This window comes from Prosthecobacter sp. (genome assembly GCF_044227185.1).
Classification (GTDB): domain Bacteria; phylum Verrucomicrobiota; class Verrucomicrobiia; order Verrucomicrobiales; family Verrucomicrobiaceae; genus Prosthecobacter.
The window spans coordinates 238,419-264,298 of sequence record NZ_JBGAFO010000007.1; the positions used below are offsets into that span (position 1 = coordinate 238,419).

Annotated in this window: 16 protein-coding genes and 1 pseudogene; 7 read left to right on the forward strand and 10 right to left on the reverse strand. The window is 59.3% G+C overall.

What is annotated here, in order from left to right; all coding sequences use genetic code 11:
* The first annotated feature begins 114 nt into the window (after positions 1 to 114).
* The gene (locus tag ACILSQ_RS17815) at positions 115 to 1,560 is read left to right on the forward strand and encodes a Gfo/Idh/MocA family protein (RefSeq protein WP_395745001.1); all 1,446 of its coding nucleotides are present in this window, start codon (positions 115 to 117) and stop codon (positions 1,558 to 1,560) included.
* A gap of 1,439 nt (positions 1,561 to 2,999) precedes the next feature.
* On the opposite strand, the gene ACILSQ_RS17820 is transcribed toward ACILSQ_RS17815, so the two are convergent.
* Complete coding sequence (locus ACILSQ_RS17820; protein WP_395745002.1) at positions 3,000 to 3,614, reverse strand: hypothetical protein; 615 nt, start codon at positions 3,612 to 3,614, stop codon at positions 3,000 to 3,002.
* A gap of 181 nt (positions 3,615 to 3,795) precedes the next feature.
* Between ACILSQ_RS17820 and ACILSQ_RS17825 the strand changes: the two genes are divergently transcribed.
* Positions 3,796 to 4,425 carry an adenylate/guanylate cyclase domain-containing protein gene (locus ACILSQ_RS17825; protein WP_395745003.1) on the forward strand — a complete coding sequence of 210 codons (630 nt, stop codon included), beginning with the start codon at positions 3,796 to 3,798 and terminating at the stop codon, positions 4,423 to 4,425.
* A gap of 352 nt (positions 4,426 to 4,777) precedes the next feature.
* On the opposite strand, the gene ACILSQ_RS17830 is transcribed toward ACILSQ_RS17825, so the two are convergent.
* Complete coding sequence (locus ACILSQ_RS17830; protein ID WP_395745004.1) at positions 4,778 to 9,376, reverse strand: hypothetical protein; 4,599 nt, start codon at positions 9,374 to 9,376, stop codon at positions 4,778 to 4,780.
* A 196-nt stretch (positions 9,377 to 9,572) separates the two neighbouring features.
* A pseudogene (locus tag ACILSQ_RS17835) lies at positions 9,573 to 9,716 on the reverse strand (SDR family oxidoreductase); the annotation flags it as partial.
* A 228-nt stretch (positions 9,717 to 9,944) separates the two neighbouring features.
* Here ACILSQ_RS17835 and ACILSQ_RS17840 point away from each other — a divergent pair.
* A complete protein-coding gene (locus ACILSQ_RS17840; protein WP_395745005.1) occupies positions 9,945 to 10,274 on the forward strand; it encodes a hypothetical protein in 330 nt (109 codons plus the stop codon).
* A 991-nt stretch (positions 10,275 to 11,265) separates the two neighbouring features.
* Here the strand turns inward: ACILSQ_RS17840 and ACILSQ_RS17845 are convergent.
* A complete protein-coding gene (locus ACILSQ_RS17845) occupies positions 11,266 to 12,045 on the reverse strand; it encodes an SDR family NAD(P)-dependent oxidoreductase (RefSeq protein WP_395745006.1) in 780 nt (259 codons plus the stop codon).
* A gap of 658 nt (positions 12,046 to 12,703) precedes the next feature.
* Entirely contained in the window at positions 12,704 to 14,035 is a 1,332-nt protein-coding gene (gene hflX / locus ACILSQ_RS17850; protein ID WP_395745007.1) for a GTPase HflX, read from the reverse strand.
* A 1,090-nt stretch (positions 14,036 to 15,125) separates the two neighbouring features.
* On the opposite strand from hflX, the gene ACILSQ_RS17855 reads away from it, so the two are divergent.
* Positions 15,126 to 15,641: a hypothetical protein gene (locus ACILSQ_RS17855; RefSeq protein WP_395745008.1), complete on the forward strand. Its 516-nt coding sequence runs from the start codon at positions 15,126 to 15,128 to the stop codon at positions 15,639 to 15,641.
* 626 nt (positions 15,642 to 16,267) lie between these two features.
* Here the strand turns inward: ACILSQ_RS17855 and ACILSQ_RS17860 are convergent.
* From ACILSQ_RS17860 to ACILSQ_RS17875, 4 genes are all read right to left on the reverse strand, one after another.
* A complete protein-coding gene (locus ACILSQ_RS17860) occupies positions 16,268 to 16,819 on the reverse strand; it encodes a PH domain-containing protein (RefSeq protein WP_395745009.1) in 552 nt (183 codons plus the stop codon).
* A 43-nt stretch (positions 16,820 to 16,862) separates the two neighbouring features.
* Complete coding sequence (locus tag ACILSQ_RS17865) at positions 16,863 to 17,816, reverse strand: sugar phosphate isomerase/epimerase family protein (RefSeq protein ID WP_395745010.1); 954 nt, start codon at positions 17,814 to 17,816, stop codon at positions 16,863 to 16,865.
* Positions 17,817 to 18,898: 1,082 nt separating this feature from the next.
* Positions 18,899 to 20,191, reverse strand: coding sequence for an ATP-dependent Clp protease ATP-binding subunit ClpX (clpX, locus tag ACILSQ_RS17870; RefSeq protein WP_395745011.1), 1,293 nt, complete (start codon positions 20,189 to 20,191; stop codon positions 18,899 to 18,901).
* A 48-nt stretch (positions 20,192 to 20,239) separates the two neighbouring features.
* Positions 20,240 to 20,893, reverse strand: coding sequence for a hypothetical protein (locus ACILSQ_RS17875; protein WP_395745012.1), 654 nt, complete (start codon positions 20,891 to 20,893; stop codon positions 20,240 to 20,242).
* A gap of 131 nt (positions 20,894 to 21,024) precedes the next feature.
* On the opposite strand from ACILSQ_RS17875, the gene ACILSQ_RS17880 reads away from it, so the two are divergent.
* A complete protein-coding gene (locus tag ACILSQ_RS17880) occupies positions 21,025 to 21,411 on the forward strand; it encodes a type II secretion system protein (protein ID WP_395745013.1) in 387 nt (128 codons plus the stop codon).
* A 764-nt stretch (positions 21,412 to 22,175) separates the two neighbouring features.
* On the opposite strand, the gene ACILSQ_RS17885 is transcribed toward ACILSQ_RS17880, so the two are convergent.
* Positions 22,176 to 22,952 carry a hypothetical protein gene (locus ACILSQ_RS17885; RefSeq protein WP_395745014.1) on the reverse strand — a complete coding sequence of 259 codons (777 nt, stop codon included), beginning with the start codon at positions 22,950 to 22,952 and terminating at the stop codon, positions 22,176 to 22,178.
* A gap of 119 nt (positions 22,953 to 23,071) precedes the next feature.
* Between ACILSQ_RS17885 and ACILSQ_RS17890 the strand changes: the two genes are divergently transcribed.
* Entirely contained in the window at positions 23,072 to 23,980 is a 909-nt protein-coding gene (locus tag ACILSQ_RS17890) for a DUF2167 domain-containing protein (protein ID WP_395745015.1), read from the forward strand.
* Positions 23,981 to 23,983: 3 nt separating this feature from the next.
* On the forward strand, positions 23,984 to 25,063 hold the full coding sequence (locus tag ACILSQ_RS17895; protein WP_395745016.1) for a hypothetical protein: 1,080 nt from the start codon (positions 23,984 to 23,986) through the stop codon (positions 25,061 to 25,063).
* The last annotated feature ends 817 nt before the right edge of the window (positions 25,064 to 25,880 follow it).

The window sequence follows — 25,880 nt, forward strand, 5'->3', positions numbered from 1 at the left end:
GTCCTTTTCACCGGTTCCGCCCATCATTCAACTCCGGAATGCAGGTTGCATCCCGTGCAATATCCTCTTCTCTCCCACGTTTCCCGCACCCCTCGTTTAGAACCAACTGCACTCATGAATCCCCGCCCCTTCTCCCGTCGCCACTTCCTCTCCACCTCCGCCGGCCTCGCCGCCGGCGCCTTTGCCGGCCCGAATCTTCTTCTCCGCGGACAGGACGCCGCCGCCAAGCGCCTGAACCTCGTCCAGATCGGCGCCAACGGGAAAGGCCTGGCAGATACTGGCATGGTGACGCTGAACCACAACATCGTGGCCATGGTGGATGTGGACACCAAGCGGCTGGATGAAGCTGCGAAAAAGCGCGAGAAGCACCATCTGGAGTCCGGACAGACTGCCCCGCCCGCGCCGAAGCTGTATCAGGACTTCCGCAAGATGTTCGATGAGATGAGCAACCAGATCGACGGGGTGATCGTGTCCACGCCGGATCACACCCACTACCTGGCAGCCATGCACGCCATCAAGCATGGGAAGCACGTCTGTGTGCAGAAGCCGCTGTGCAACTACATCTCAGAAGTGAGAGACCTGCACCGCGCTGCCAAGGAGGCGAAAATCGTGACGCAGATGGGAAATCAAGGGCGTACGATGGAAGGACAGCGCATGGCGAAGGAGTGGATTGAGCAGGGGGCGATCGGTACTTTGAAGGAAATCCGCCTGTGGACGAACCGGCCGATCTGGCCGCAGGGGCCTATTAAGAAGAAGCTGGTGGAGTGCCCGGCCAATCTGGACTGGGACCTGTGGCTTTCCTGTGAGCCGTCTGAGCCTTATTTCGAGTTCGACCTGGACCCCGCGCTGGCGAAGAAGAAGCAGCGCTCGCCTGGACCGGCTCCGTTTAACTGGCGTGGGTGGTGGCAGTTTGGGTCGGGGGCGCTGGGGGACATGGGGTGCCATATCATGGACTCGTCCTTCAGCATTCTGGGTCAGTTGATTCCGGAGAAGATTGAGGCTGAGAGCGGTCCGATTACGGACCTGAATGCGCCGATGTGGAGCAAGCTGGTGTATCACATGCCTGCGGGCAAGCACCCTGCCCTGACGGTTTCGTGGCACGATGGGGAGAAGGATGGGGTGCCGAACAAGCCGGAGAGGCATCCGGACATTCCGGAGGAGACGTTCAAGAAGGCGACGAGCGGGATGATGTTCATCGGCACGGATGGCGTTGTGTTTGAAGGAGATGCGTATTGCAAGAGCCCGGTGATCTACCCTCTGGAGAAGTACACTCAGGTGCGACTGGATATGAAGGCTGGGAAGATCAAGCAGACGGAGACGCGCAGTGTGATGCCGGATAATCCGCAGGGTGAGTGGGCGCACCACATTGTGAATGGGGGGCTGCCGAGCTCAAACTTTGACTACTCGGCTCCGCTGACGGAGTTCGTTCTGCTGGGGAATCTGGCGATCCGGGCGCAGCAGACGGTGCAGTGGGACAAGGGGGCGATGAAGGTGACGAATGTGGAGGCTCCGAACAAGTTCATCACGCGGCCGTCTTATCGGGATGGGTGGAAGGCTTGAGGCGAGTCAAGTACCTAAAGCGTTTTAGCGGCAGCAGGGTGACCTGCTGCCGTTTCTTTTCATGCATGAGTTAATTTTATCCTAGTATCAATGCTTGTTTATGGAACGAAAATGAGGCGTTTTTGAGGGAGGTTTGGGGTGGGTTTGTGGAGCACTTGTGTGTCGGATTCGGCAAAAAGAGGGGTGGGAGAGGTGATTATGAGGGGCGTTTGGGACCGTTTTGGGATTCGGATGTTTTGGATGGGGTCGAGGCGTGGACTTTGAATGGGGAGGGATGAGGGCAGAAAAATTAGGGGCAGAAAAATTTTGGGTTCTGAAGTATGGGGGACCGGACTGGGCCTGGGGATTAGGGGGTGTCGGGTTCTGTGAGGTTTGAGCGGGGGATAGACGGAGGGACGAGGGTGGGGAGTCTTGGGAGTGCGAATGAGAATGAATGGGCTATGGAGCCGAACAGTAAAGAACCGGAAGGGAGGGCCTACGGAACACACGGAATACTCGGAAAGGAGATTTTCCCCATCGGCCGCGTAGTGGGTAAGGTCATGGAGGCTGGGGCTTTGGTCCGATTTTCCGTTTGTTCCGTGTGTTGATTCGCTGCGCTCACCCTTCGGACTCACTTCGTTCGTCTGTCTCGCTCCGCTCGGCTCCGTAGGCTGCCCTCTGCGTTCCGGAGAGACACGGATTTGACACCGCGCGAGATTGGGAGACCGCAGAGAAAAGCTTCTGAAGCCAGGGCAGAAAGATTTTGGGCAGAAAAATGGTGGATTTGGAGGTGTGGGGATCTGGCGCTTTTGGCGGAGCGGGATGGGGAGCGGGTGAGGTGGGTTGGTTGAGACGAGGGGACGTTTTGGAGGCAATGAGATGGGAGTGAGCTGAAACCGTTGGGATTTTTACTTGGAGTGACGACCAAGCTGCGCGAACGCGATGGATTTCTCTGGCCGGTGTTGGGGCTTTTTGTCAATTTTTCGCACCCTGGCCTCATCTTCCAAAATCGCAGTTTCTGAAGTAGGCCGAAGAACAGCCAGAAGGCCGGCTGGTTTGGTCGGAACTGGTTCGGCCGCTGCTCTTATCTTACGAGCCTAGCGCTGATTCAACGAATTGTTCAGCCCCCCTCCCCGGCAGGATGACCTCTTGCTGGGGGGCTGTTGTTGTCGGTTTTTGTTCGGGGAGGGAATCGAGGGGTGACCTGAGACTGGAAAGCCCTTGTGGGAGTGGTGGTGTGAGAGGGCGAGTGGGGCGCTGATGTCTGGCGTTTTGGATCTGGGGGATTGGGCTGGGGGAATCGGGGTGTGGGGTCTGCCATGGTTGGGTTGGGGCAGAGGACGGTGTGAAGGTTAGGCACCTCGCAGTGATTTCTAAATCAACGGCAGCGTTCACCTCGCTGCCGTTTTGTCATCCCTCATGTCTGGCCACTCCCACGGCGCCATGCTCATTCTCGGGAGTCATGTCTGCACTGAAATGAGCTCTGCCTGCGGCTGGGCTGCCTCCCTGCGATACTTGATGCAGCCCATCACGAGCGCAATGATGGCGAGCGAGCGAAGAACAATATGGGCCGTGAGGGCTCTGTGAACCGGATCACCGAACGGGACCTGCATGATCAAATAGACGTTGTAGGCCAGGGAGCCGAGCTGCCCCAATCCAAGCAGGCTGGCTGAAAGCCAGCCGGGACGGAGCCAGAGCAGAACTGTCAGAGCGAGCAGGAGCGCAATGTCGCCGATAACAGCGGCCCACACGCCTGCGATGACGCCGCCCACCGTGAACCAGATGACGTGAGCGAGGGTCATGATGATCGCTCCCATAAACCACCTGGGTTTCAGGGGTGTCTTGGCGAAAACGATCAGCAAAAAAATCGCTGCTCCGATGGGTATCCAGCCAAATGAACCTGTATATTCAGCAAACATCCAGCCCGCGGCGGCTCCTGCAAGGCCTCCAATGGAAGCGAGGGGATGTGGAGGCTTGGGTGATTCACTCATGATGTTTCGTGGTGTATTAAACAGGCCGGGCTGCGGGATGGAAAACAATTCCGTCGAGGACGTCAATCCTAGAGTGGAGCTCACGGGGGCGAGGTCGGACAGGGGTGTCGGTCGGCTCTTTGCGAGCGTCTTGGATGGGAGCCGGGAAGACGATGGCAGGTGATCATCCATCCACCCCACCCCACCCCAAGAATGCCTTGGCTTCCACACTTCGAAAGCTAGCGTCCAGGGCCCCCCTCCCCCCTTGATCTGCATGGAACCTCTCATGTCCTCTGTCCACGAAGTCGCAATCCACGCTTCCCAGAAACGGCTGGAAAAATTGCTGGCCGAGAGGCTGACTCCGGGTGCGGACCGTGCTGCCATTGACGCACGCATCTGGAATCTGTTTGGCGAGACCTGGGCGGTGATGTTCACGGATCTGTCCGGGTTCTCGCGGCATGTGGCTGAATTCGGGATCGTGCACTTTCTGCAGGTCATCTATGAGGCCCAGCGGATCTTCACCCCGTGCGTGGATAGAAACGATGGCATCCTGTTGAAGGTGGAAGGGGACAGCATGCTCATCATCTTCCGCACCGTGGCCAATGCCCTCCAGTGCGCCATCGACATGCAGCGCACGGCCAAACGCTACAACGTCGGCAAGCCGCAGGAGGAGCATGTTTTGCAATGCATCGGCCTGGGCTACGGCCCGGTCCTCCGCATCGGCGACGACGATGTCTTTGGCCGGGAGGTCAACGCGGCCAGCAAACTCGGCGAAGACATCGCCGGGCCCTGGGAAATCCTCGTCACTGAGTCTGTGCAAGGGGAAGCCGCAGAAATCCCTGGCCTGAGGTTCGAGGCCATTGCGGACATCCCGCCCGGGGCCAGCGGTGCCGCGAGGGTGATCTACGAGCTTTGAGAAAGGGAGAGGCAGCTCCAGCGCCACTCACGAGTGCGGGCGAATCCACACTGCCTTTAGGTATGGGGGGGCTGCCATGCGTTGGGTTGGGGCAGATGGAGGGACGAGGGTGAGACGTCTTAGAGAAAGCCAAAGTTTGGGTTCTGGGGTTGCGGAAGTCTGGCCGATTGGGCGGATCGGGATGGGGAGTGTGTGAGGTGCGTTGGTGGCGATGGGGAAGAGCTTCAGTGAGCAAGCTGAAGCCGTTGGGGTACTCCGCTTTGTGATGACGACAATCTGCGCGAACGACACGCATCAGTTGTTGAAAACAACAACGCCACAAAAATCATGCCAACTGTTCAGCAATTCCAAATTACCTCTCAAAATCAGCAAGATGAGTCTTCGCGCTGTATAGCCCCTCAAGAATCATACAATCAATAACATTAAGGGCGCGTTGCCTTAAAGCAGGCGAATCAAATTGCGCATATGCGGTGAAGACAAGTTCCCCCATAGTGATCTCGTTTGCCGCGTTAGCAGTTCGAACATCTCTAGCACTCTCACCGCAACGTGTGATGAAGGACTCACAGATGTCTAGCACGACTTCAGGCACGAGATGATGATTCTCCTTCAGTGCATAGAGTAGGAAGGTTGGCTCATCAGCAAAAGCAGGACTTGAGACAAAGCTCCGAATCAATGCATCGAAAGGTGACAGCGGTGTATCGGGGGATTGCCAGAGATGCCAGAAACAGTGAGCGGCCTTCCGTCGCACTTCATCGTTTTCGTCATTAAAAAGGCGTGCTAGAGCTGTTTCACACCATTTGCGGCATCTCACATTCAACAGATTATCATTCGCCACAGCACAGGCACCCATACGACAGCGCGCATCTCCGTTCAATGCAGCAGAGGAAAGAGTATCGCTTTTTTCATGATAAAAGCGTGCGAGGCAAGCCAAAGATGCTCCAGTTTCCCTGACTTTATCACGTGACGATTGAAGCATGCGCTTAATGACCGGAATAAAATCATCAAGGTGTTCACTCAGTCTTTGACTAATAAACTGATCGACATAGTGAGTTTCCAGGAGATGATCATCTCCAGTTAGCAATTGCTCAAACCATTGCAAGGCGAGCGTGGTATCATGCTGCCACACCGCCATGAGCGTAGATGCGACGCACGCCCGCACTGAAAGACTTGAGTCCTTGACAAGTTGTTCGATGGTCGACCGGAAAATTGAAAGATAGTGACGATTGTCCCAGACAAGGTCTCGAATCGCTCCCGCCGCGAAGCCCCGCACTGTATTAATTCCACAGTTTAGAAGATCGCCCTCAAAGCAGTCGTCCGCTCCACTCTCTGGACTCCGGTGGCAGGCCGCCCGTTTAATGTATTGAACAGCGTCTTCCGGCAAATCAATGCCTCCCATTGCACCTAGAATATTTAGCGCAGAGCGGAAACAGTCATGATGATCGATCTCAAACACGCGTCTTGCAACCGCCAACTTCTGTTCCGGGGATATCGTTGCTTTGAAAATGCCGCTTAGCACAAGAGAAAAGTAATAGGGATGGACATTCGCTGGAAACCTGAGCGCCAAGCTGCTGAAACGTTCAGGCTCCTCTTCAGTGAATTTTTGAAGCATACGTGCAAGTTCAAAAGCACCTCCATGTTCAGGATGAAGGTGATTGTAAGTGCGCTCCTCCGAATCATATTTATTCATTGCTTGAAGCCATTGCTCGTCTGTCATGTGCCGCGCAGCATCTTGTCCAATGGGGGATTCGATGGTGTACACACGTATACTCGAAGGCGCACTGTCAGGCTTCTTGAACTTGATGTCCCACTCGGCTAATTGAGATTTTGCATTTCTGCTAAGCCGGTCTGGAGCAAGAGAGGAAACAAAGTTGTAGGCAGCATGTCCACGATGGCGAAATCCCTCCTTGCTACGCTCCCAAGAGGGCACAAAGGCCAGCAACATGATTTCAAGCTCTTGAAAAGTGTCCTCCGTGCAATGAGGGGAACAATTCTGGATGACTTGGCATGAGACCCAGTAACTGCTGTCAACAAATCCGCAACGCAGCCGCATGGGTTCTGTCGTTAATAACTTGAGCGCCTCCTCCGCAAAGAACTTCGGATTGCTTAGATAGGCATTCATCAAAAGATGATTTGCCGTGTAAAGTTGATGCGTACGCAGCTGACAAATGAAAGGCCGCAATAAGTCTGGGTTGTCCCGCCCAAGTTCTCTAAGTGCAGTTTCGCAGGAGCTGGGATACGCTTCCAATATACCAAGGTGATGGCTAAGAAATCGTCCGGGCCATAGCTTGTCAGACGTAAGCCTGCCAGTTTTAGTCTCGTTCTTGAAAATCTCGGCAGACCTAAGTATTGCTGGCACGACGTGTTGCAGAAATGTCTGCGGAGCTGCACGGGCGCTAAGGCACAGATCATTAACGCCAAAGCCGTCGTTGAAGTAAGAACTTAGGTTTTCAGAGACTGAACTCGTGCTGCTTGCTCGCCTCACTTGTCTATCCATCCAGCATGCTGCAAGCTCGGCACACCATTCCGGGCGCTGTTCTGCCAATCCATGAAGCATGGACCAGAAAGTCCCATTTGATACAAACCGGTCTTTCGCCTCATCCACAGCACCAACAGTCAGCAATTGCAGAAACAGTTCGAAGAAACGTCGGCTCTTATCTAAATTTCTCCCTTCCATCACAAAACGAAAACGCTGACGCCATGTTTCGTCTCCAATGAATGGTTCAAGTAATTCTGCGACCCGTTCTGCATGCTTCTCCGTCTGCCATCGAAGATAGTTTGCAGCCATATCCTGAAGACTTGGTCTTTGCGAGTTCAACCACTGACCGATAATTCCTTTCTGGTCTGCGACCACGAACAATGTATGCGATGTAAAAAAACAGTCCCAAATGCGGGAGGCTAGCATGAGCGCGTTTGCTATCCGTTCCCGTCTTCTGAGCCACCAGCCACACTTGGAGGAAAACCATTTTGATGCATTTTCGATGAAACTGGATGAAACCTTTTTGTCATTTTCTTTTCGTTTTATTTCAGACCTTATTGTCGGCATCAGTAGCTCCAGTTCTTGGACCTGTGGCTGTGGATGAGCCGCCATGAGCTCAACGGCCAGCAGCTTCAGATGCGGCCTCACCTTAGTGCTTTTCAGCAGCCGGTCCATGCTTGCAAGATAGGCCGAAAAATCTCCATCTCGAAGAAATGTTATTACCTGGCGGAGTTGCGCCCGACGAAATAGATCCTGTTTGTCACTCTCCAAATACACTACGAAATCACGCCCGCCATTCGGCTGCGTTCGTGCAAAACAGTAATCAAAAAAAGTCTCGTGGCCAAAGCCATAGCGTTTACCATCCCAGCTAAGCACTCCTTCTGACCCCATTCGTTCCAAAAACTCAGGCGGATAGGCATCCATTTCAGCGGCGGGCACGGAAAGCTCCTGTCTTGCACTCATTCTTTGCGTGAGATGCTGCAAAGCAGGATTCCAGTGCTGATCAAATTGCGGACGTTCGTGGCTCACGGCTCGGCGCTTGACGTTCCAGTATGCATCACACAAATCTTTTGCCGTCGAAAAATGATTTTCTGACTGCATAAGTCCGGCCTCCACATACAAGGATAGATTTTGAGGGAGGCAAAGCATCGCCTGCTGCTGCAAAGTCAGTCTTGAAAAATCGCCGCCCTCCCTCTGCAATACATTCCTGACCTCATCTGAAGACAGTAAACTGATTTCGACTGTTTTTTTCTTTTCATTAACGAGCCTTTTAAGCCGGTAATCATGTTCGAAGTCGAATTTTCTGCATGCCAGCACGAGATGAAAAATACGTTGTCCTCGAAGACCAATCACTTCAGCATGCAATGAAGCCACCGTATCAAAAAAATCAGGATGTCGCCCTGACGTTGTGCTCACACAATCTAGCTGGTCAACGACGAGAACGACCGGCTGATTAGGAAAAGTCTCGGACAAAACAAACGCTGGCGACTCTTGGAGGCCAAGCCTCTCCCCTAACTGGGTCACGGTGGGTACAGGTTCTAGGCGATCCAGTCTAAAGGCCAGTACCGGCAATCCGATCTCAAGCAAACCTTCGACCACCTGGCACAGGCAGGCACTTTTGCCACCTCCTGCAGCGGCAGTGATAAGGATGTCGAGTGAGGTGCTGCTACTCTGGATCTGAGTAACCATTTCTGCTGCGGCAGCACGTCGAATAGCCGTTCCACGAATAAGCTTGGCTCTTTGTCCCGTCACATAATCGCGGGTCAGTCCTTGAACTCGGTTTTTGGCATCAGGAACAGCGGACCTGCGGCGGCTGATCTGACATGTTTGGAGATGCTGATCAATGTCAGTAGCCGTCAGTGTTTCGTGCACTTTGCTCACATACAGGTTGTTTAACACTGCTATCGTAGCCTGCCATGGAGGTTGGAATAAAGCGGTAAGAATATTACTAATCAATACTTCCATGGTAATCTCCCGTCCGCCATGCAGCGTCACCGAGCATAGAAAGCCAAATGCCTCCTCTTCTGAGCTAGCTCCCACAAGTTTTTTGATTTCGGCAAATTGTTCAGCACGTTTTTTTTCCACAAAGTGCTTTTTAAACTGGTCTAGGCCTCCGCCAGACACCTGTGCGGCTCGAGCGTTTTCGGTCAGCATGCGTAATTCGGGCGCGTCTGTGACTGAAGCAAAGACAGAGGTCTCACCGAGACGAAATTTCGCGAAAAAGTACTTCAACACGTCACCCAGCTTGTTGATCGTCCAAGTTGCCTGTCCGGTAACTTGCCGTTTCGCCTGCCAGTGTTCTTTTTTTCCTTTCCTCACCAGATAAAACTCCTCTCCGTCCTCTCCTGGCTCTTCGATGCAGATGGATTCGGCTTCGCCTTTTAAGACTTCAAGCAAGCAGTGGACACCCCAGAGTGACTCATGAATCATGCCTGCTTTGTCCGCTGCTCCGCCGGTATGAGTGCTCAGTGCCATTGAATGCTTTTGGTAGGTGAGATTGCCCAAGAGCATAGTCTTGCCAAATAAAAGATAAAAGCCAAATGCAAATCCTCAACCCATAGACGCAGCATAAGATGCGGGCACGCGTTTGCAGGGGTAATTCCTCACCACCCCTCCCTTCCTCCATGCCCTGCGCCATTCACTGGTTCAAACTTCGCCCTTCCACCCACCCCTACCGCAGATTCACCGCGCCGCCGTCGATGGGGTAGGAGCTGCCGGTGACGAAGGAGGCTGCGGCGATGCAGAGGTAGAGGGCGAGGGCGGCGATTTCTTCGGGCTTGGCCATGTGGCCGATGGGCTGGGCTTCGGTGGGTTTTTGGAACACGTGCGCGCTCAGCGTCGTTTATGTCTTTCCGGGCTTTAGCCGCGGCTTTTCAGGGTCCCTGGATTGGCAGGTGGTGAGGTGAGGCGGTGTTTGGATTCCGCGACGGTGCGGACTCGATATCGGAATATCGAGCTACATCCCAACCGTGCTAAATGCTCTCATTTTAGCTACCGGTTTTCGGCTGATTTTGGTAGGCTTCAAGCGACTTCCAACTGTCTCATGAAAATCATCCATCCGGAACTGCTGCGGCAGACGCTGGCCAGCAAGGGGGCCAGTGTGAAGTTTTTGCTGAGCGATACGACGGTGGTGTTCTTTCCGCTGGCGGTGCAGCATCGGGACTGCAAGGCTCATGGGCTGAGTTACGAAGATGATTACAAGGGCAATGCTCTGGCGGGGCTGGTGACTGCGGAGGGGGCGCAGATTCGGTATCATGAGGCTTATGCGGATGAGCGGGTTCGATCCATTTGGTCACGGCTGCGGACGCTGCCGGAGTTTGCGGATGGGCGGCTGGGGAGGCTGAGCTATCAGGGGCGGCAGGTGCTTCCGTGAGGGGAGTGGGAAATGGGTCTGAATGAATGGTCTGCTGAGGGAGGCAAGAGAGGCGGCGATGGTTTTCTGAGGCAGCCAATCGTATGCTGGCCCTCATGGAGGCCAGGGATTGCGCCGGGACGCGTTGCAGACGCTGCTGGAACGCGGCGTGGTGCTGAGGTGTGCTGGGTTTGCTTCCCGGATGTTTGGTGCGGTTACCCAGGGCGGCACTCGCCGAGGCTTCCTCCTTCGCTCTATGAGCTACGGAGGACGCGCGTTTGCCCTGGGCTCTATTATGGCGCCCCTTTGGGGCTGAGGAGAGAGCGGGACGTTGTTGTGACAGCGGTGCGGTTTGTGTTTTGCGGAGTGCTGCGGGCTCGGAGGCCCGCGCTCCGGGGGGCTGTCGGCGTGAGGGTGGGTTTGTGGCGTATGGATGTCCTCGCAGTCGGGCGGTTTGGCGGAGGATGTCGTGGAGCATGGCAATGACTTCGACGCCAAACACGACCGACCTACGACCGGAGTGCCGCGTTCCCAGGGGGGGGCTTTGCGGAGGTGGAGGGCGAGTACGGGGATGTAGTGCGGGGTGCCGATTCTGCGGCGGTGCGAACTCGATATCGGAATATCGAGCTACATCCAGGCGGGCCACATGCGCTTGTGGTGGGCTTGGCGAAGAATGATCTGCTTTGCTTTGCTTTGCTTTAGCGGAGATTGACGGCGCCGCCGTCGATGGGGTAGGAGGAGCCGGTGACGAAGGAGGCTTCGTGGCTGCGGAGGTGGAGGGAAAGGGCGGGGATGAAAGGCACCCACATGCGGCGGAGTTTTTTGCAGACGCTGCTGGTGGGCTCCGGGAGGTGATGGAGGCGCTGGGTTTGCTTCCCGATTTGTTTGCGGTTACCCAGGGCGGCACTCGCCGAGGCTTCCTCCTTCGCTCTATGAGCTACGGAGGACGCGCGTTTGCCCTGGGCTATATTATGCCGCCCCTTTGGGGCTGAAGATGGAGCTGCGAACGCGGTTAGCGGAGATTGACGGCGCCGCCGTCGATGGGGTAGCTGCTGCCGGTGACGAAGGAGGCTTCGTCGCTGCAGAGGTAGAGGGCGAGGGCGGCGATTTCTTCGGGCTTGGCCATGCGGCCGATGGGCTGGGCTTCGCTGAGTTTTTGGAACATTTCGGCTTCCTGACCTGGATAGGTTTTGGCGAGGTAGCCATCGACAAAGGGGGTGTGGACGCGGGCGGGGGCGATGCAGTTGCAGCGGATGCCCTGCTTGATGAAGTCTTTGGCGATGGAGTAGGTCATCATGAGGACGGCGCCTTTGGTCATGGAGTAGGCGAAGCGGTCGGCGAGGCCCATCTGGGCGGCGATGGAGCACATGTTGAGGATGACGCCGTTTTTCTTTTCGGTCATGTGGGCGAGGGCGGCCTGGGCGCAGGCGTGGACGCCTTTGATATTGACGCGGTGGAGGCGGTCCATGTCTTCCTCGGTGGTGGTGAGGGCGGTGCCGATGTGGGCGATGCCGGCGTTGTTGACGAGGATGTCGATCTTGCCGTGGGTGGTGGCGACTTGGTCGAAGAGGGTCTTAACCTCGGTGTAGTTGCCGACGTCGCAGGCGGAGGCGCGGGCGGTGCCGGTGGCGCCAGAGGCGGTGATGGCATCGACGGTGGATTGGGCGGCTTCTTGTTTGAGGTCGAGGACTTCGACGTGGGCGCCCTGCCTGGCGAAGAGGATGGCGATGGCCTGGCCGATGCCGGAGCCGGCTCCGGTGATGATGACGGTTTTGTTGGTGAGGGAGAACATGGATGCTGGATGCTGGATGCTGGATGCTGGATGCTAGATGCTAGATGCTAGATGCTAGATGCTAGATGCTGGATGCTGGGGTGGTGGGAGAGAAGGCGGACGGGGATTGGGGGTATTGGGAGGGCGAGGGGTGGTTCGAAAGCGGCGCTGAAGCGCCGCAGTCCGGGGACGCTGGCGCGGGAGAGGGGGCGGTGGGCCGTGGAGAGAAAGAGAACTTTGGTTGGTGGGGTGTTTTTACGTGGAATGGTCAGAGTTTTGCACGCAGAGATTTGGAGAACGCAGAGATGGCCGGATTTGAGTGCCTACGGAAGGCACGGAATACACGGAAGCCGGAGCGGATTTGTGGCTGGGGGATGAGGGGGCGCTGGGTTTTGGGCGGTCGGGAGAAAGGGCAGAAAGATTGGGGGCAGAAAAATTTTCCCGGAGGGGTGAAGGTGTGGTCGTCAAAACTTCCAACGCGAATGATCGGGGATGCCGAAAGTTTGTGGCCGGGGTGATGAAGAGCGTCGGCTTTAGGCGATCAGGATAAAGGGTAAAAAGATTGGGGGTAAAAAGATTTTTCCGGAGGGGGAAGGTGTGGCCATCAAAAGTCGCAACGCGAATGGGCACAATGAGCTGCGAATTGTCGGGAATGGCGCTGGGGTGAGATAAGCTTTTTCTACTTTTTGCCTTTTTTGCGGCTAGCGGATTCGGGGGTGGCGGGGAGGAAGGGGGTGAAGCGGGATTCGAAGCGTTTGGGGATGACGCATTGGATTTCGGCGCGGCCGGTTTCGTAGTCTTCGCTGAGCATCTTGCCTTCCTGATGGACGAGGGCGACGAGGTCCATGCGGTCGAGGGGGAGGCTGAGGGTGAGGCGCACGACGCGGTCGATCATGAAGTCGTGCAGGCGGTGGAGGAGGTCGTCGAGGCCGTGGCCGGTTTTTACGGAGATGAGGACGGCTTCGGGGAATTCGCGCTTGAGTTCGAGGAGGCGGGTGTCGTCGATGAGGTCGGCTTTGTTGAGGACGAGGAGGACTTTTTTGTCGCCGGCGCCGAGCTCGCTGAGGACCTGGGTGGTGGTGTGGTAGAACTCGAGGGCCTGGGGGGAGCTGGAGTCGATGACGTGGATGAGGAAGTCGGCCTGGATGGCTTCTTCTAACGTGGCGCGGAAGGACTGGACGAGGTCGTGGGGGAGATTGCGGATGAAGCCGACGGTGTCTGTGACGAGGAGGGGCTGGCCGTCTGGGAGCTCCATGCGGCGGGTGGTGGTGTCGAGGGTGGCGAAGAGCTTGTCTTCGACGTAGGAGTCTGCGGCGGTGAGCTTGTTGAGGAGGGAGGATTTGCCGGCGTTTGTGTAGCCGACGATGGCGGCGTGGGGGACGGGGACGCGGCTGCGCTCTTTGCGCATGGTGTCGCGCTGCTTTTTGACTTCTTCGAGGTCGGCGCGGAGTTTGTCGAGGCGCTTGCTGGCGAGGCGGCGGTCCACTTCGAGCTGGGTTTCGCCTTCGCCACGTGCTGCGCCTGCGCCGCCGACGCCGCCGCCGGCGCCGCCGCCCTGGCGGTCGAGGTGGGCCCACATGCGGGTGAGGCGGGGGATGGAGTATTCGAGGCGGGCGAGCTCAACCTGGAGGCGTGCTTCGCGGGTCTTGGCGCGCATGTTGAAGATGTCGAGGATGACTTCGTGGCGGTCGATGACGGCGATGTCGCCTTCGCTTTCCCAGGCGCGCTGCTGGCCGGGGCTGAGCTCGTTGTCCCAGACGATGCAGTCGGCGCCGAGGTCTTTGGCCTGCTTCATGAGCTCGGCGGATTTGCCGCTGCCGATGAGGTAGCGGGCGGTGTGCTCGCGGGCGAAGACGAGCTCTTTGCCGATGATGTGGATGCCGAGGGTGCCGACGAGTTCGGCGAGTTCTTCGAGGAGATCGGTGGCGTGCTGCTTCTCGCGGCGGTCGAAGTAGGCGGCGATGAGGAAGGCGTTCTCGACGGCATTGGGTTTTTCGCGGATGTCGAACATGGGGGTGGGGAGTATGGAGAGGGGTGGGGGATTGCCAAGCTGGGGATTCTGCGGGGGGGGGGGGGCGGGGGGGCGGTGGGGCGGTGGGGCGGTGGGGCGGTGGGGCGGTGGGGCGGTGGGGCGGTGGGGCGGTGGGGCGGTGCGGCGGTGCGGCGGGGAGACGCTGCTGGAAAACACGATGTGCGAAGAAAGCGATGGGTTTGCTTTCCAGATTTTTGCGTGGGTGAACCCAGGGCTTGCTCGTGCCTCGCGGCGCCCTGGGCTGAGTCCGACGCCCCGTTGGGGCTGGTGGGGGTTTGAGGGACTGGTGGGGCGGTGCGGCGGTGCGGCGGTGCGGCGGTGGGGCGGTGGGGCGGTGGGTCAGTGCGGCGGTGCGTCGGTGCGTCGGTGCGTCGGTGCGGCGGTGGGAAGAGGGCGAGGGATGGTGCGGGGTTTTGGGTGCTGGGGGGCGTGGGGTGGTTCGAAAGCGGCGCTGAAGCGCCGCAGTCCGGGGACGCTGGCGCGGGAGAGGGGGTGGTGGGGAGCGGGGAGACGCTGATATTGAGAACGCAGAGATTGGAAGACCGCAGAGAATGCCTTTTTGAACAAGGGCCTACGATTTGCCATGATGTGCGGCGTTGGTTTATTCAGTGTTTTACCAAGGGACGTCTGCACGGCACTCGCGGCGCGGGTGTGCGGCAGAGCGGTGCGAATGTGGCGGCGGGACGGGGAGACGCTGCTGGAGGACGCGGTGTGTGGGGAAAGCGCTGGGTTTGCTTTCCTGAGGGGAACGCCGGTACCAGGGTGGCCTCGCTGAGGCTCGGCAACCCTTCGCTGTGATGCGGAAGGCCTTTGGCCTTCCAAAACATGGAGATCAAACTATGGGCATGGGCTTCCGTGTTGATAACTCCAAGCAGAGATCTGATGTGGCTGAGACAAACCTGTTTTAGAGGGCTTCTGGTATCAAGCTTATCTCTCCTCAAAACATCCTACAGTCTCCTGGGCTGCGTCAACAACAGCAAACCATTGCCAACAACTGCCAGCCACCGCAAACAACTGCAAACCACGCCTCATTGCCAAGCTGTGTATTCCGTGGCATGAAGAGCCTGACATGACACGCCGCCGCTTCTTTTTTCTTTTTCTGTTTCCTTTGCTGAGCCTGTGCCTGGGGCTGGTGGGCTGCGATTCCTCGGAGACGGCGCCGCTGCCGCTGAATCTGTATGAGTGTGATGCGGGGGAGGCGGCGGTGCGGGAGCTGATCGGGAAGCTGCCGGATTTGAATCCGGGGGTGCCGAAGAGTTATTCGATCGTGCTGGGGGAGATCAACCGGGATGGGATGACGCCGGCGAGTGATGCGTTTACGAAGCGGTTTGAGGACCTGAAGCTGAAGTTTATCAATGCGCAGAATCTGAAGGACATTGAGCCGGACCATACGATCGCGGATCCGGAGACGCGGCTGGCGGCTTTCATTCTGCAACTGCGCAAGCTGCAGCCGACGAGCGCGACGACGTGGGACGCGGAAGTGGGATGGGGCTACAAGAAGGAGTTTGCGCGGTGGAAGATGCGGGTGGAGGTGAAGGATGGGAAGACGAGCGTGGTGAAGGCGGAGAAGGTGGAGGGGAAGTGAGGGGGGGGCATCTTGATTCGTAAAACTCATTTCCGACAAGGCGAGGCTGAGGCAATTCGGTTTGCCGCAGAGGGGCAGTGAGGCAGAGGGGGCAGAGATTTGACTCCATTCTTTGCAAGGGAATGGCCGGAGGTTTGTGCTGCGGAGATTTTTAGACCGCGGAGGAATTATACCACCGACAGTTGAAAACCGGTCTGAGCGACTGGCACTCTGTGCAGGGCGGCGGAGGTTGTTTGGGGGCAGCGAAAACTGAGACGAGTGCGATGGATGCTCGCGGCGCAGGAGCGTGGCGGGGCGCGTTGCAATCGCTGCTGGAACCCGGCGTGATGTGACGGGGCGCCCGTTCTACGCTGAAGCTTCGAAGGGTCAACTGGGTTTGCCGCCCCGGCTTTTGGGTGGGTGACCCAGGCAGTGAGAGGACGGGGCGATTTGAATTGAGGGTTTGCCGCCCCGGCTTTTGGGTGGGTGACCCAGGGCTTGCTCGTGCCTCGCTGCGCCCTGGGCTGAGTCCGTCGCCCCGTTGGGGCTGGTGCGCGAGAAGAATGGCCCCGTATTTAAGAGGGCGTGGTATTATTCTGAGGGGGGGGCTGATTTGCTTCGCGCGAGATTTGAAGAGCGCGGAGGAATCATGTGTGCAGGGCGCCGGCGCCGGCGTCGTCCACGCTGTCCACATCCATCTGACGGACGCGTTTGCGATCGCGCTCATTTTGCACGGCGTTGCGCAGTTTCTCGCGCACGGCCTCGACGTCAGGAATGGCACGCATGGCGACGGTGGGGGTGGTGGCGTCAGTGGTGATCATGGTGAGATTGCCAAGACCGACCATGCGCAGCAGCAGGGGCTGCTCCATGGTGTAGTCGCGGACGCGGAAGAGCTCGAGTTCATCGACCTTTCTGTTCAGGATGCCGGTGCGGATGCGGAGGCGCTGGGTGGTGAGCTCATAGGTGGTGCATTTGGTGACCCACCAGCGGATGAGCCACATGAAGAGCGGGATGATGAGGGCCAGGTAGGCGAGGCCACCGGTGAAGATGGCGGGAATGGTGGCGGCAAAGGCGATGCCGACTGCCAGCAGGATGCAGAGAAAGTAGTACCAGAAGTGCACCCACTGCGAGGTGTGGCCGGACCAGAGGGTGGTTTCCGCAGTGGCGGCGGAAGGGATGGTGACGTCGTCAGGGGGCATGATGTGCGGGAGGTAGGAGTTGAATGAGGATGCGGTTGGGAAATCAGAGCATGGCCTTGAGCTCATCGAGCGCCTGCTTGGTGCGCTTGATGCCTTCGATCTCGGTGTGCTTGTCGCCTTCGTATTCGATGCCGATGTAGCCGTTGTAGCCGGCTTTGACGACGATGCTGATGAGGCGCTCGAAGTCGAGGGTGATCTCGCGGCCTTCGCGGCGGTCTTCGGTGTAGAATTTGCCGGCGCCGGTGTCCCAGTCGTAGGCTTTGGCGCTCATGCCTTTTTTGACCCAGGGCATGAACTCGCGGAGGCCTTTGTAGGGATTGTAGAGCTCGCCTTTGACGCGGTCGGTGTAGAAGTTTCCGAAGTCGGGGAGGATGCCGACGCGGGGGTGGTCTGCGGCTTTCATGACGCCGGTGAGCCAGAGGCCGTTGCTGGAGAGGCCGCCGTGATTTTCGACGACGACGAAGAGTTCGCGTTTGGCGCCTTCGACGCAGAGGCGGTGGAGGCCATCGGCGGCGAGTTTCATCTGCTCGTCCCAGGAGAGCTTGGGATCGCTGGCGGCATTGACGCGGATGCTGTGGCAGCCGAGGGTTTTGGCGGCATCGAGCCACTTGAGGTGGTTTTCGATGGTCTTGGCGCGCTTGGCTTCATCGGGGTCGCCGAGGTTTCCTTCGCGGTCGCACATGATGAGGAGGCCCTGGACGCCTTCGCCGTCCTGGCGCTTTTTCATTTCGGCGAGGTAGGCGGCATCGGTGGCTTTGTCGAAGAACATCTGGTTCACGTACTCGACGCCGTCGATGCCGAGGCTGCGGGCGATTTTGCAGAAGTCGAGGTGCTGGTGGCGCTCGGCGCTGCCTTTGCCGAAGATGCCTTTGTTGAGGGACCATTCGGCGAGGGAGATTTTGAAGGGCTCCTTCTTGTCTGCGGCGATGAGGGGGCGGGAGCCGGCGGCGGCGAGGGCGGTGGAGACGAGCTGGAGAAAGTGGCGGCGGGAGGTCATGGGTGCGATGAGCGCACTATGATGTGGGGTGGTGCCTGAGCTCCAGCGGAATTTTTGGGCCGGGTTTGTAACGGAAGGGGGCTTGGGACGATCGGCGCTGGGGGATTGGAAAGTGGTGGGGACTTTCGGTTTTGCCGCAGAGGGGCGGAGGGGCAGAGATTTGGGGGGAGTCTATTTGGGCGCAGTTTGCAGGAAGAAAGTTTCCAGATTCCGGCTTCCTCCTTCGCTCTTCGAGCTACGGAGGACGAGAAAGCCGGTACTGCCATACTTGCGCTGGCTGGTTTGGGATTTGGGGTGATGCGGGGCTTCCAGAACGGGCTGAAGCCCGAACTACGAACGGGGAGGCGGAACGGGCTGGCTGCGCAGCCGCGAAGCGAACCCCAAACTACGTACGCAGACGAGCTGCTGAGACGTGGAAGTTATTGGAGAGGCAGAGGTGGCAGAGAATTGGAGGGCCGAGAGAGGCGGGAGATTTGAGGGCCTACGGAATACGCGGAATGAACGGAAGGAGGACCGGAGGGGATGCCTGTGGGGAAAGGGGGCGCTGTTTTTTGGGCGGTCCGGAGTCAGGGCAAAAAGATTGTGGGCAACGAAGATTTTTCCCGGAGGGCTGAAGGTGTGGCCGTTCATTTATAGCGGTTCGCAAAACTCATTTCCGTTTAGCGGGCTGTTTCTTGATCGCGAATCATGGGCTTCGACGGCGGCTGGCTGAGGACAGCCAGCCCTACCTGCGCTGGGCACTCGCGTGCCTGCAGCGAGGCAGGGAAGGCTAGTCCTCCAGCCTCCGCCGAACGTCTCCAAGCGCCGCTGACCGGAAATCCGTTTGGGAAAACGCTATACACCGTAGTTATTCGGGGGTTACGACAAGCGCAGGTTTCCAATGCGAGTGGGAACGAGGGTGCGCGAATTGTTGCGAATGCGCTGGGCTCATCTCGGCGGAGCGAGATCTCGAGCGGAATTTTTGGGGCGGGTTTGTAACGCTGCGCGCGGCCTGCGGCTGTTTTTGCGAGGGCCGGGGATCAGGGGGGCAGTGAGGGCGCTGGGCTCATCTCGGCGGAGCGAGATGAGTACTGTACGGGCGGCTACGCGGCTTTGCGTTCGACGCGTTTGCGGAGCATGGCGGCGCGTTCGCCTTTGACGACGCCTTCGTTGATGGTGACGCCGCGGACGTCCATGCGGCTGGGGACGTCGTACATGACGTCGAGCATGATGCGCTCAAAGATGCTGCGGAGGCCGCGGGCGCCGGTGCCGCGGGTGACGGCTTCCTTGGACATGGCGAGCATGGCGTCGCGGGTGATGGAGAGCTCGACGCCGTCCATGTTCATGAGCTTGGCGTACTGTTTGATGAGAGCGTTTTTGGGCTCGGTGAGGACGCGCATGAGCTCCTGCTCGGTGAGGGGCTCGAGGGAGCACATGACGGGGAGGCGGCCGATGAATTCGGGGATGAGGCCGAAGGAGAGGAGGTCCTCGGGCTCGACATCCAGCTTGGTTTTGACGACGTCCTGCGCCATGAGGTGGGCGTTGCCGAAGCCCATGGTCTTGCCGCCACGGCGGCGCTCCATCATCTTGTCGAGACCGACGAAGGCGCCGCCGCAGATGAAGAGGATGTTTTCGGTGTTCACCTGGATGTACTCCTGCTGCGGGTGCTTGCGGCCGCCCTGGGGGGGCACGTTGCAGACGGTGCCTTCGATGATTTTCAGGAGGGCCTGCTGCACGCCTTCGCCGGAGACGTCGCGGGTGATGCTGACGTTTTCGGTTTTGCGGCCGATCTTGTCGATCTCATCAATGTACACGATGCCCATCTCGGCGCGGGCGACGTCGTAGTCGGCGGCCTGAAGGAGGCGGAGGACGATGTTTTCCACGTCTTCGCCGACGTAGCCGGCTTCGGTGAGCGTGGTGGCATCGGCGATGCTGAAGGGGACGTTCAGAATGCGGGCGAGGGTCTTGGCGAGGAGGGTCTTGCCGCAGCCGGTGGGGCCCATGAGCAGGACGTTGCTCTTTTCGATCTCGACGTCATTCGGATCGGGGAGGGCCGTGGTCACCTTGCGCGGGCCGCCGCTGCCGGCACGCGCGGCCTGCTGCTGGGTGTGGAGGATGCGCTTGTAGTGATTGTGCACGGCGACGCTGAGCACCTTCTTCGCCTGGGGCTGGCCGATGACATGCTGGTCCAGCAGGGCGGCGATGTCTGCCGGACGGGGCACCAGGAGGGAGGGGCCGCCCTCCGAGTCGATGGAGGTCTCCTTGTCGAGGATGTTTTTACAGACGTGGATGCAGTTGTCGCAAATGTACACCCCGGGGCCTGCAATGAGCTTTTTCACCTCTGCATGGCTTTTGCCGCAGAAGGAGCAGAGAGTAACGTTGGAACCGCGTGCCATGATTTTTTTGGGGGATGTGACAATTCTCGCACGGAAGCGGGAGGCACGTCAAGGTGACGCTGCTTCAATCATACGCAAAACGATCCTGCCTGTGCTTTCCCGCTCATACCGTGCAAGGAGGATTACGTTTGAAACCGGTTGCGGGATCAAAATGGCGTCTCTTCCTGTCAGCGCGGCTGGCAGGCTCGCGCGGGGGCTTCCTTGCGCGTTGTGAATCTGCCATTTCTGTCCGGCTGCGGGCTGCACATCTTCCCAGGAGGGGCTGCCCAGCCCGTGAATGACCGCTCCGGGCGGAACGGGAGCGGGGTCGAGCAGCCAGGCCTGGGGCACGAGCTCGCGCAAGGCAGCGAAATGCTGGAGGCGGAGCTCCTGGCGCCAGAAGGAGCGCAGGAGCGGCAGGTGCAGCAGGGCGCGCTCCAGCGGGGAGTGGGCCAGCGGCACGCTGCCGCCAGCCAGGGCGAGCTGCGCCTGGTCCCTGGCATGACTGAAGGAGAGCCAGAGCTCTCCCTGAGCCTCAGGCGGGGGAGGGCTCTGCGCCATCCAGTAGGTTAAAAATTCGCCCGCCGGACCTGCCACCCGGCCCTTTCCCACGCGGGCCTGCAAGACCGCCCGTGCCGCCGCCCAGCGCATGAGGCGATACCCGGCGGACTCCACAGCTTCGCGCTGGGGCCGGGGGAGTAGTGCCAGGAGGTCTGGTTTCATGAGGAGATGCGCATGCCCTAAATGCAGTTGGCCCCCCTTCAAACGAGGGATTGCAGGAAAAAGATGTTTATGGTAATTATAAAGCTGTGCCACTGCCTGCCCGCCCATCTTTCCTCAATCCGCGAGCCCTTTTGAAAAAGAGAACGGTGGCCGGCTTTTCCATGGTGGAACTGCTCACGGTCATTTGCCTGATCGTCATCCTCAGTACGGTGGCCCTCGGGTGGTACGGGGGGAACAACCGTGCCGCCATTGAGCGGGTGATCGCCCAGCGCAATGCGCAGGAGATCGTCTCCATGGGGGTGTGCGCCACGATGGGCGGGGCGGATTTTGTGGTGCCGGGGGACAAGCAGGCAACGGCCATCAATCTGATCGTGGGGGTGACGGGCCAGCAGGGCATGTGGAAGGACAAGATTTTCCGCCTGACGAATCTGCAGGCAGCGGATCTGCCCGGTGCGCTCGCCTTTGTGAAGTTCGATGGGGGGCTGCTGCTGTATGATCCCGCGGGGCAGCAGCTCTGAGGAGACATGGATTCAACACGGCAAGAGATTAGGAGACCGATGGGAATGGCACTCGGTACAGACGCTCAATCGCGGTTGTCGGTGCCGCTGGACGCAAGCGTGCGGCGGGGCGGGGGGCAACGCTGCTGGCAACTGGCAGACTGCGGCGAAGCGCTGGCTTTGCTTCCCGAATGGCTTGCGTTAACCCAGGGTCGCCTCGCCTAGGCTCGGCTGACCCTGGGCTATGATCCGCAGCCCCTTCAGGGCTGAATCCGAGGCTCCAAACGCAATGCAAAAGAAGATGCAACCTCGCGATGCATGGTCTTCACTGAGCGCCATTCAAGACTGGAAGCGAATGGCTTTGGAACCAAGGCTTTGAGATTTCGCTTTTTCTGTGGTGTGTATCTATTCAGTGTTTCCCCAAGCCGAGGCTCACACCACGAGCCTTTGAAAACAGGTCTTTTACTTCCACCATGCATTCACCACAGAGCACCGGAACTCAAGGCGGCTTGATTGTGGAAAGGAGAGTAACTTTCGGTCAATCGTTTCCGGAAGAGTGAAGGCGTGTTGGTCGCGGTGTTGTAGCACGGAGTTACGATTCGAGGCGGCGCGGTCGCGATATCGGAATTGCCTTCGGCTGTCTCCACTTCGTTCCGGCTCCGCGCTACATCCCCGCGTGTCTGCGTTCGAAGTGAAGAATCAGCGAAACTTCCGCATGGAGTTATTCAGAAGCCACGATGAACACAGAGATTCCAGATCAAACCCATTTTTAACTGTTTGTGGTATCAATCCGCCACGGTTTCCAGATTCAGGGTGGCGGGGAGTTTTGCGGCCTCGGCGGGATTGGTCGCGGCGGGCTCATCAGGGAAGATCACGACGATTTCGCGGATGGCGCCCTGCTCATGCTGGCGCTGCTCCTTGAGCACCCAGTTCTGCACAAATTTCGCCACGGAGAGGCGGCTGGCTTCGCGCACGTGCTTGATTTTTCCCGGCACAGCGGCGCGGCGCTCCAGGATGGAGGTGAGGCCCTTCTCCAGTTCGGCCATGTTTTCCGCCGCATTGAAGCGCAGCCAGCCTGCCTCGGCTTTTTTTTCCATGGTCTCCGTGCGGATGGCCGGCGGCAGCGAGGGGCGGATGGCGGGGGCGACGACCACGCAGCGGCCGTTTTCGAGGGTGAGCTTCCATTCGTCGGAGAGCTTCAAATGGTAGCGATAGACGACCATGGCGCGGATTTCCGCGGTCGTGGTGCCGAGGTAGAGGGCGTCATTGAAGAGGGTTTTCGTGTCAAACTTCGTGACGGTCTCCTCGGTGTCCAGCGTGGCAAGCTCCAGGACGTCTCCGTGGGTGGAGGCGATGCGGCGCACGTTTTCGCGGAAGCTCTCGGTGATGGTCTGCTTTTGGAAATTCGCTGCGAGCCACTTGAGGCCAAAGCCCGAGTCCACCAACTTCCACATCACCGCGCCGCCGATGAGAAGCAGGGCCAAAAAGATCAGGCCGAGGGTGGTGAAGCATCCCGGCCCGCGGCGCGGAGGGGGTGGTGGAGCAGGATCTGGATCAGACATGGGATGAAAAAAGTTCCTCCTACAATCCAACATGCCGCCTCCGACTTTCCCTGCCAATGACGAATCTCGTAAAAAGCTCGCCTTGACGATCTGCCGCCACCCCGCCGAGACTGCGGCGCATGAAGCTTTCATTCATTCCGCATGCTGTACTGCTGGTGTTTCTGGCAGTGATCTCCATCACTCAGGCGCAGCAGCCTGCGGATGCGGAAGAGAATGCGAGAGAAAAAAAGCTGCTCGATGACATCGAGAAAGTCGGCTGGGTGCGCGAAGGCGCGGGTGATCTCGGCAAAGTCGCGACAGTGGCGATTCCGAAGGGGTACCGCTTCACCCACGGCAGCGGTACGAGCCGTGTGCTGGAACTGTTTGGCAATCTGCCGATGTCGTCCGCCTCGGGCATGCTCACCACGGAAGGCTTCGGCCCGTGGATCATCTTCAGCTATGACGAGTCCGGACATGTGAAGGACGATGAAAAGGACAAGATCGACGCCGACGAACTACTGCAATTCAAACGTGAGGAGGTGCAGGCAGCGAATGAAGAGCGCAAAAAACGCGGGCTCAATGAGCTGGCGCTGGCAGGCTGGGCCATTCCGCCCCGCTACAATGAGAACACCCACACGCTGGAGTGGGCCCTGCAGGTGCAGAACGTGAAGACCGGTGGCATTTCCATCAACTATGAAACGCGGCTGCTCGGCCGAACCGGCGTCATGGAGGTGCAGCTGGTCTGCTCCCCCGAGGAGCTGCAGCCGCTGCTGGCCGAGTTTCAGAAGATCCTGAGCGGATACTCGTATGTGGAAGGTCAGCGTTACGCTGAGTTCCGCCCCGGGGACAAAGTGGCCGAATATGGCCTGACGGCGCTGGTGGCCGGCACGGGCGCTGTGGCGGCGGCCAAAATGGGGTTGTTCAGCAAGCTGGGTGTGTTTGTCGCCAAGCTGGGCAAAGGCATCATCCTGGTGATCGCCGGAGCGCTCGCCGGTTTGAAGAAACTCTTCGGCAAACTCTTTGGCTCGCGCCAGCCCCCGGGTGAATAGCGCATGACGGACGGCCAGATGCTTTTCGCAGTCTTCGTGCTGCTTTATCTGCATGAATGCCTGCGCCTGGTGCCGCCGACGGCGTGGATGGCGGCGGGGACGAGCCGGACTGGCTGGAGCGCCCAGCGGCCGTGGACGCGGCTGCAGATCGCGGGCGGCTCGCCGCTGCTGCTCTCCGCGCTGCCGCCGATGCAGGCGCATGCGCTGGCGCTGCCGTGGGTGTTTGTGCCTGAGGCAGCAGCTTTGCGTGTACGCCTCACGGACGAAATGACGGTTTTCATCGCCTGGGACGCGCTGGCGCTGCGTGTTGAGGAGAGCACGCTGCATCTGGATGAGGTCACGCGCGTGCGGCTGCCTTCGAAAGCGCTGGCGGAGCTGTGGCGGCAGCGGCTCGGTGAATGGAGCGGCCTGACAGCGGAGCAGCGTCGCAGCGCCTTTTTGAAGCATGCGCGCGCGACGCTGGACACGAAGGCCGCCACGAAGATGGCGCTGGAGACGGCGCGCAGCACCCGCGCGCTGCGCGCGCTCGCCACGGTGCATTGCCTGTGGTGCTTTGGAGTGATCAGCGTTTTGTACCATCGCTTTGGCGACAGCGTCGTGGTATTCGCCGCCCTGGGGGTTCTGCTGCTGCTGCAGTTCATCCAGTCGTGGCTGTTTCTGCGTGCGACGCGGAAGAGTGCCGCCGCCATTCCCCACCGACGCTGGCGCGCGGTGGGCATCGCGTTTCTGCCGCAACTGGCGATGCGCGCGTTTGACGGGGTGAATCTCAGCACCGAGGCGGAGCCGCCGCATCCGCTGGCGTGGCGCGGTCTGATGGATGAAAAGCGCTGGCTGGAGGCGGCGCGGAAATTCTGGCGGGAGACGCGCTATGTGCCGGGCTGGGCGCAAACCGAGGCGCTGCCGGTGGAAGCGGAGGCATTGGAGAGATTTTTCCGGCACGAGGACGTGGCGGAGGCGGAGTATGACCCGCCTCCCGCAACGACGAAGCTGCCGACCTGCCCGCGGTGCGGGGCGGAATACCAGAGCGGTGTCACAGCGTGCGCGGACTGCGGCGGGGTGGAGCTGCGGCAGCCTGCGGCGTGATCATCAGGCGCAGTTGAAAATGAGTCTGAGTGGCTGGCAGCCTATTGAGGTCAGCCGAGGTTTTAAGGCAGCGAATCATGAGATGGAAGCGATGGATGCCTGCGGCGCAGAGGCGTGGCGGGACGCGTTGCGAACGCTGCTGGAGCCCGGCGTGATGTGACGGAGCGATGGGTTTGCTTCCCCGGACTTTTTTGCGCCGGTGAACCCAGGGCTTGCTCGTTCCTCGCGGCGCCCTGGGCTGAGTCCGACGCCCCTTTGGGGCTAAGGGAACAGACCTGTCCTTGAGCGGAGACTTTAAACGAAGCGATGTGTGCGGGACCGCAGGATGGGAGGCGACAGCCCACTCGTGCAGTGGGCAGTGGGCAGTGGGCTGTGGGCAGTGGGCAGTGGGCTGTGGGCAGTGGGCAGTGGGCAGTGGAGCAGTGGGCAGTGGAGCAGTGGGCAGCGGGCAGCGGGCAGCGGGCAGCGGGCAGCGGGCAGCGGGCAGCGGGCAGCGGGCAGCGGGCAGCGGGCAGCGGGCAGCGGGCAGCGGGCAGTGGGCAGTGGGCAGTGGGCAGTGGGCAGTGGGCAGTGGGCAGTGGGCAGTGGGCAGTGGGCAGTGGGCAGTGGGCAGTGGGCAGTGGGCAGTGGGCAGTGGGCAGTGGGCAGTGGGCAGTGGGCAGCGGGAAGACGAGGGGTGGTTCGAAAGGGGCGCTGAAGCGCCGCAGTCCGGGGACGCTGGCGCGTGAGAGGGAGCGGTGGGCGCAATGGTGTCGTGGATGCGCGGGGGGGGGCGGACGGTTTGGCGGAGTGCCTACGGGCATTGGAGTGCCCTCGA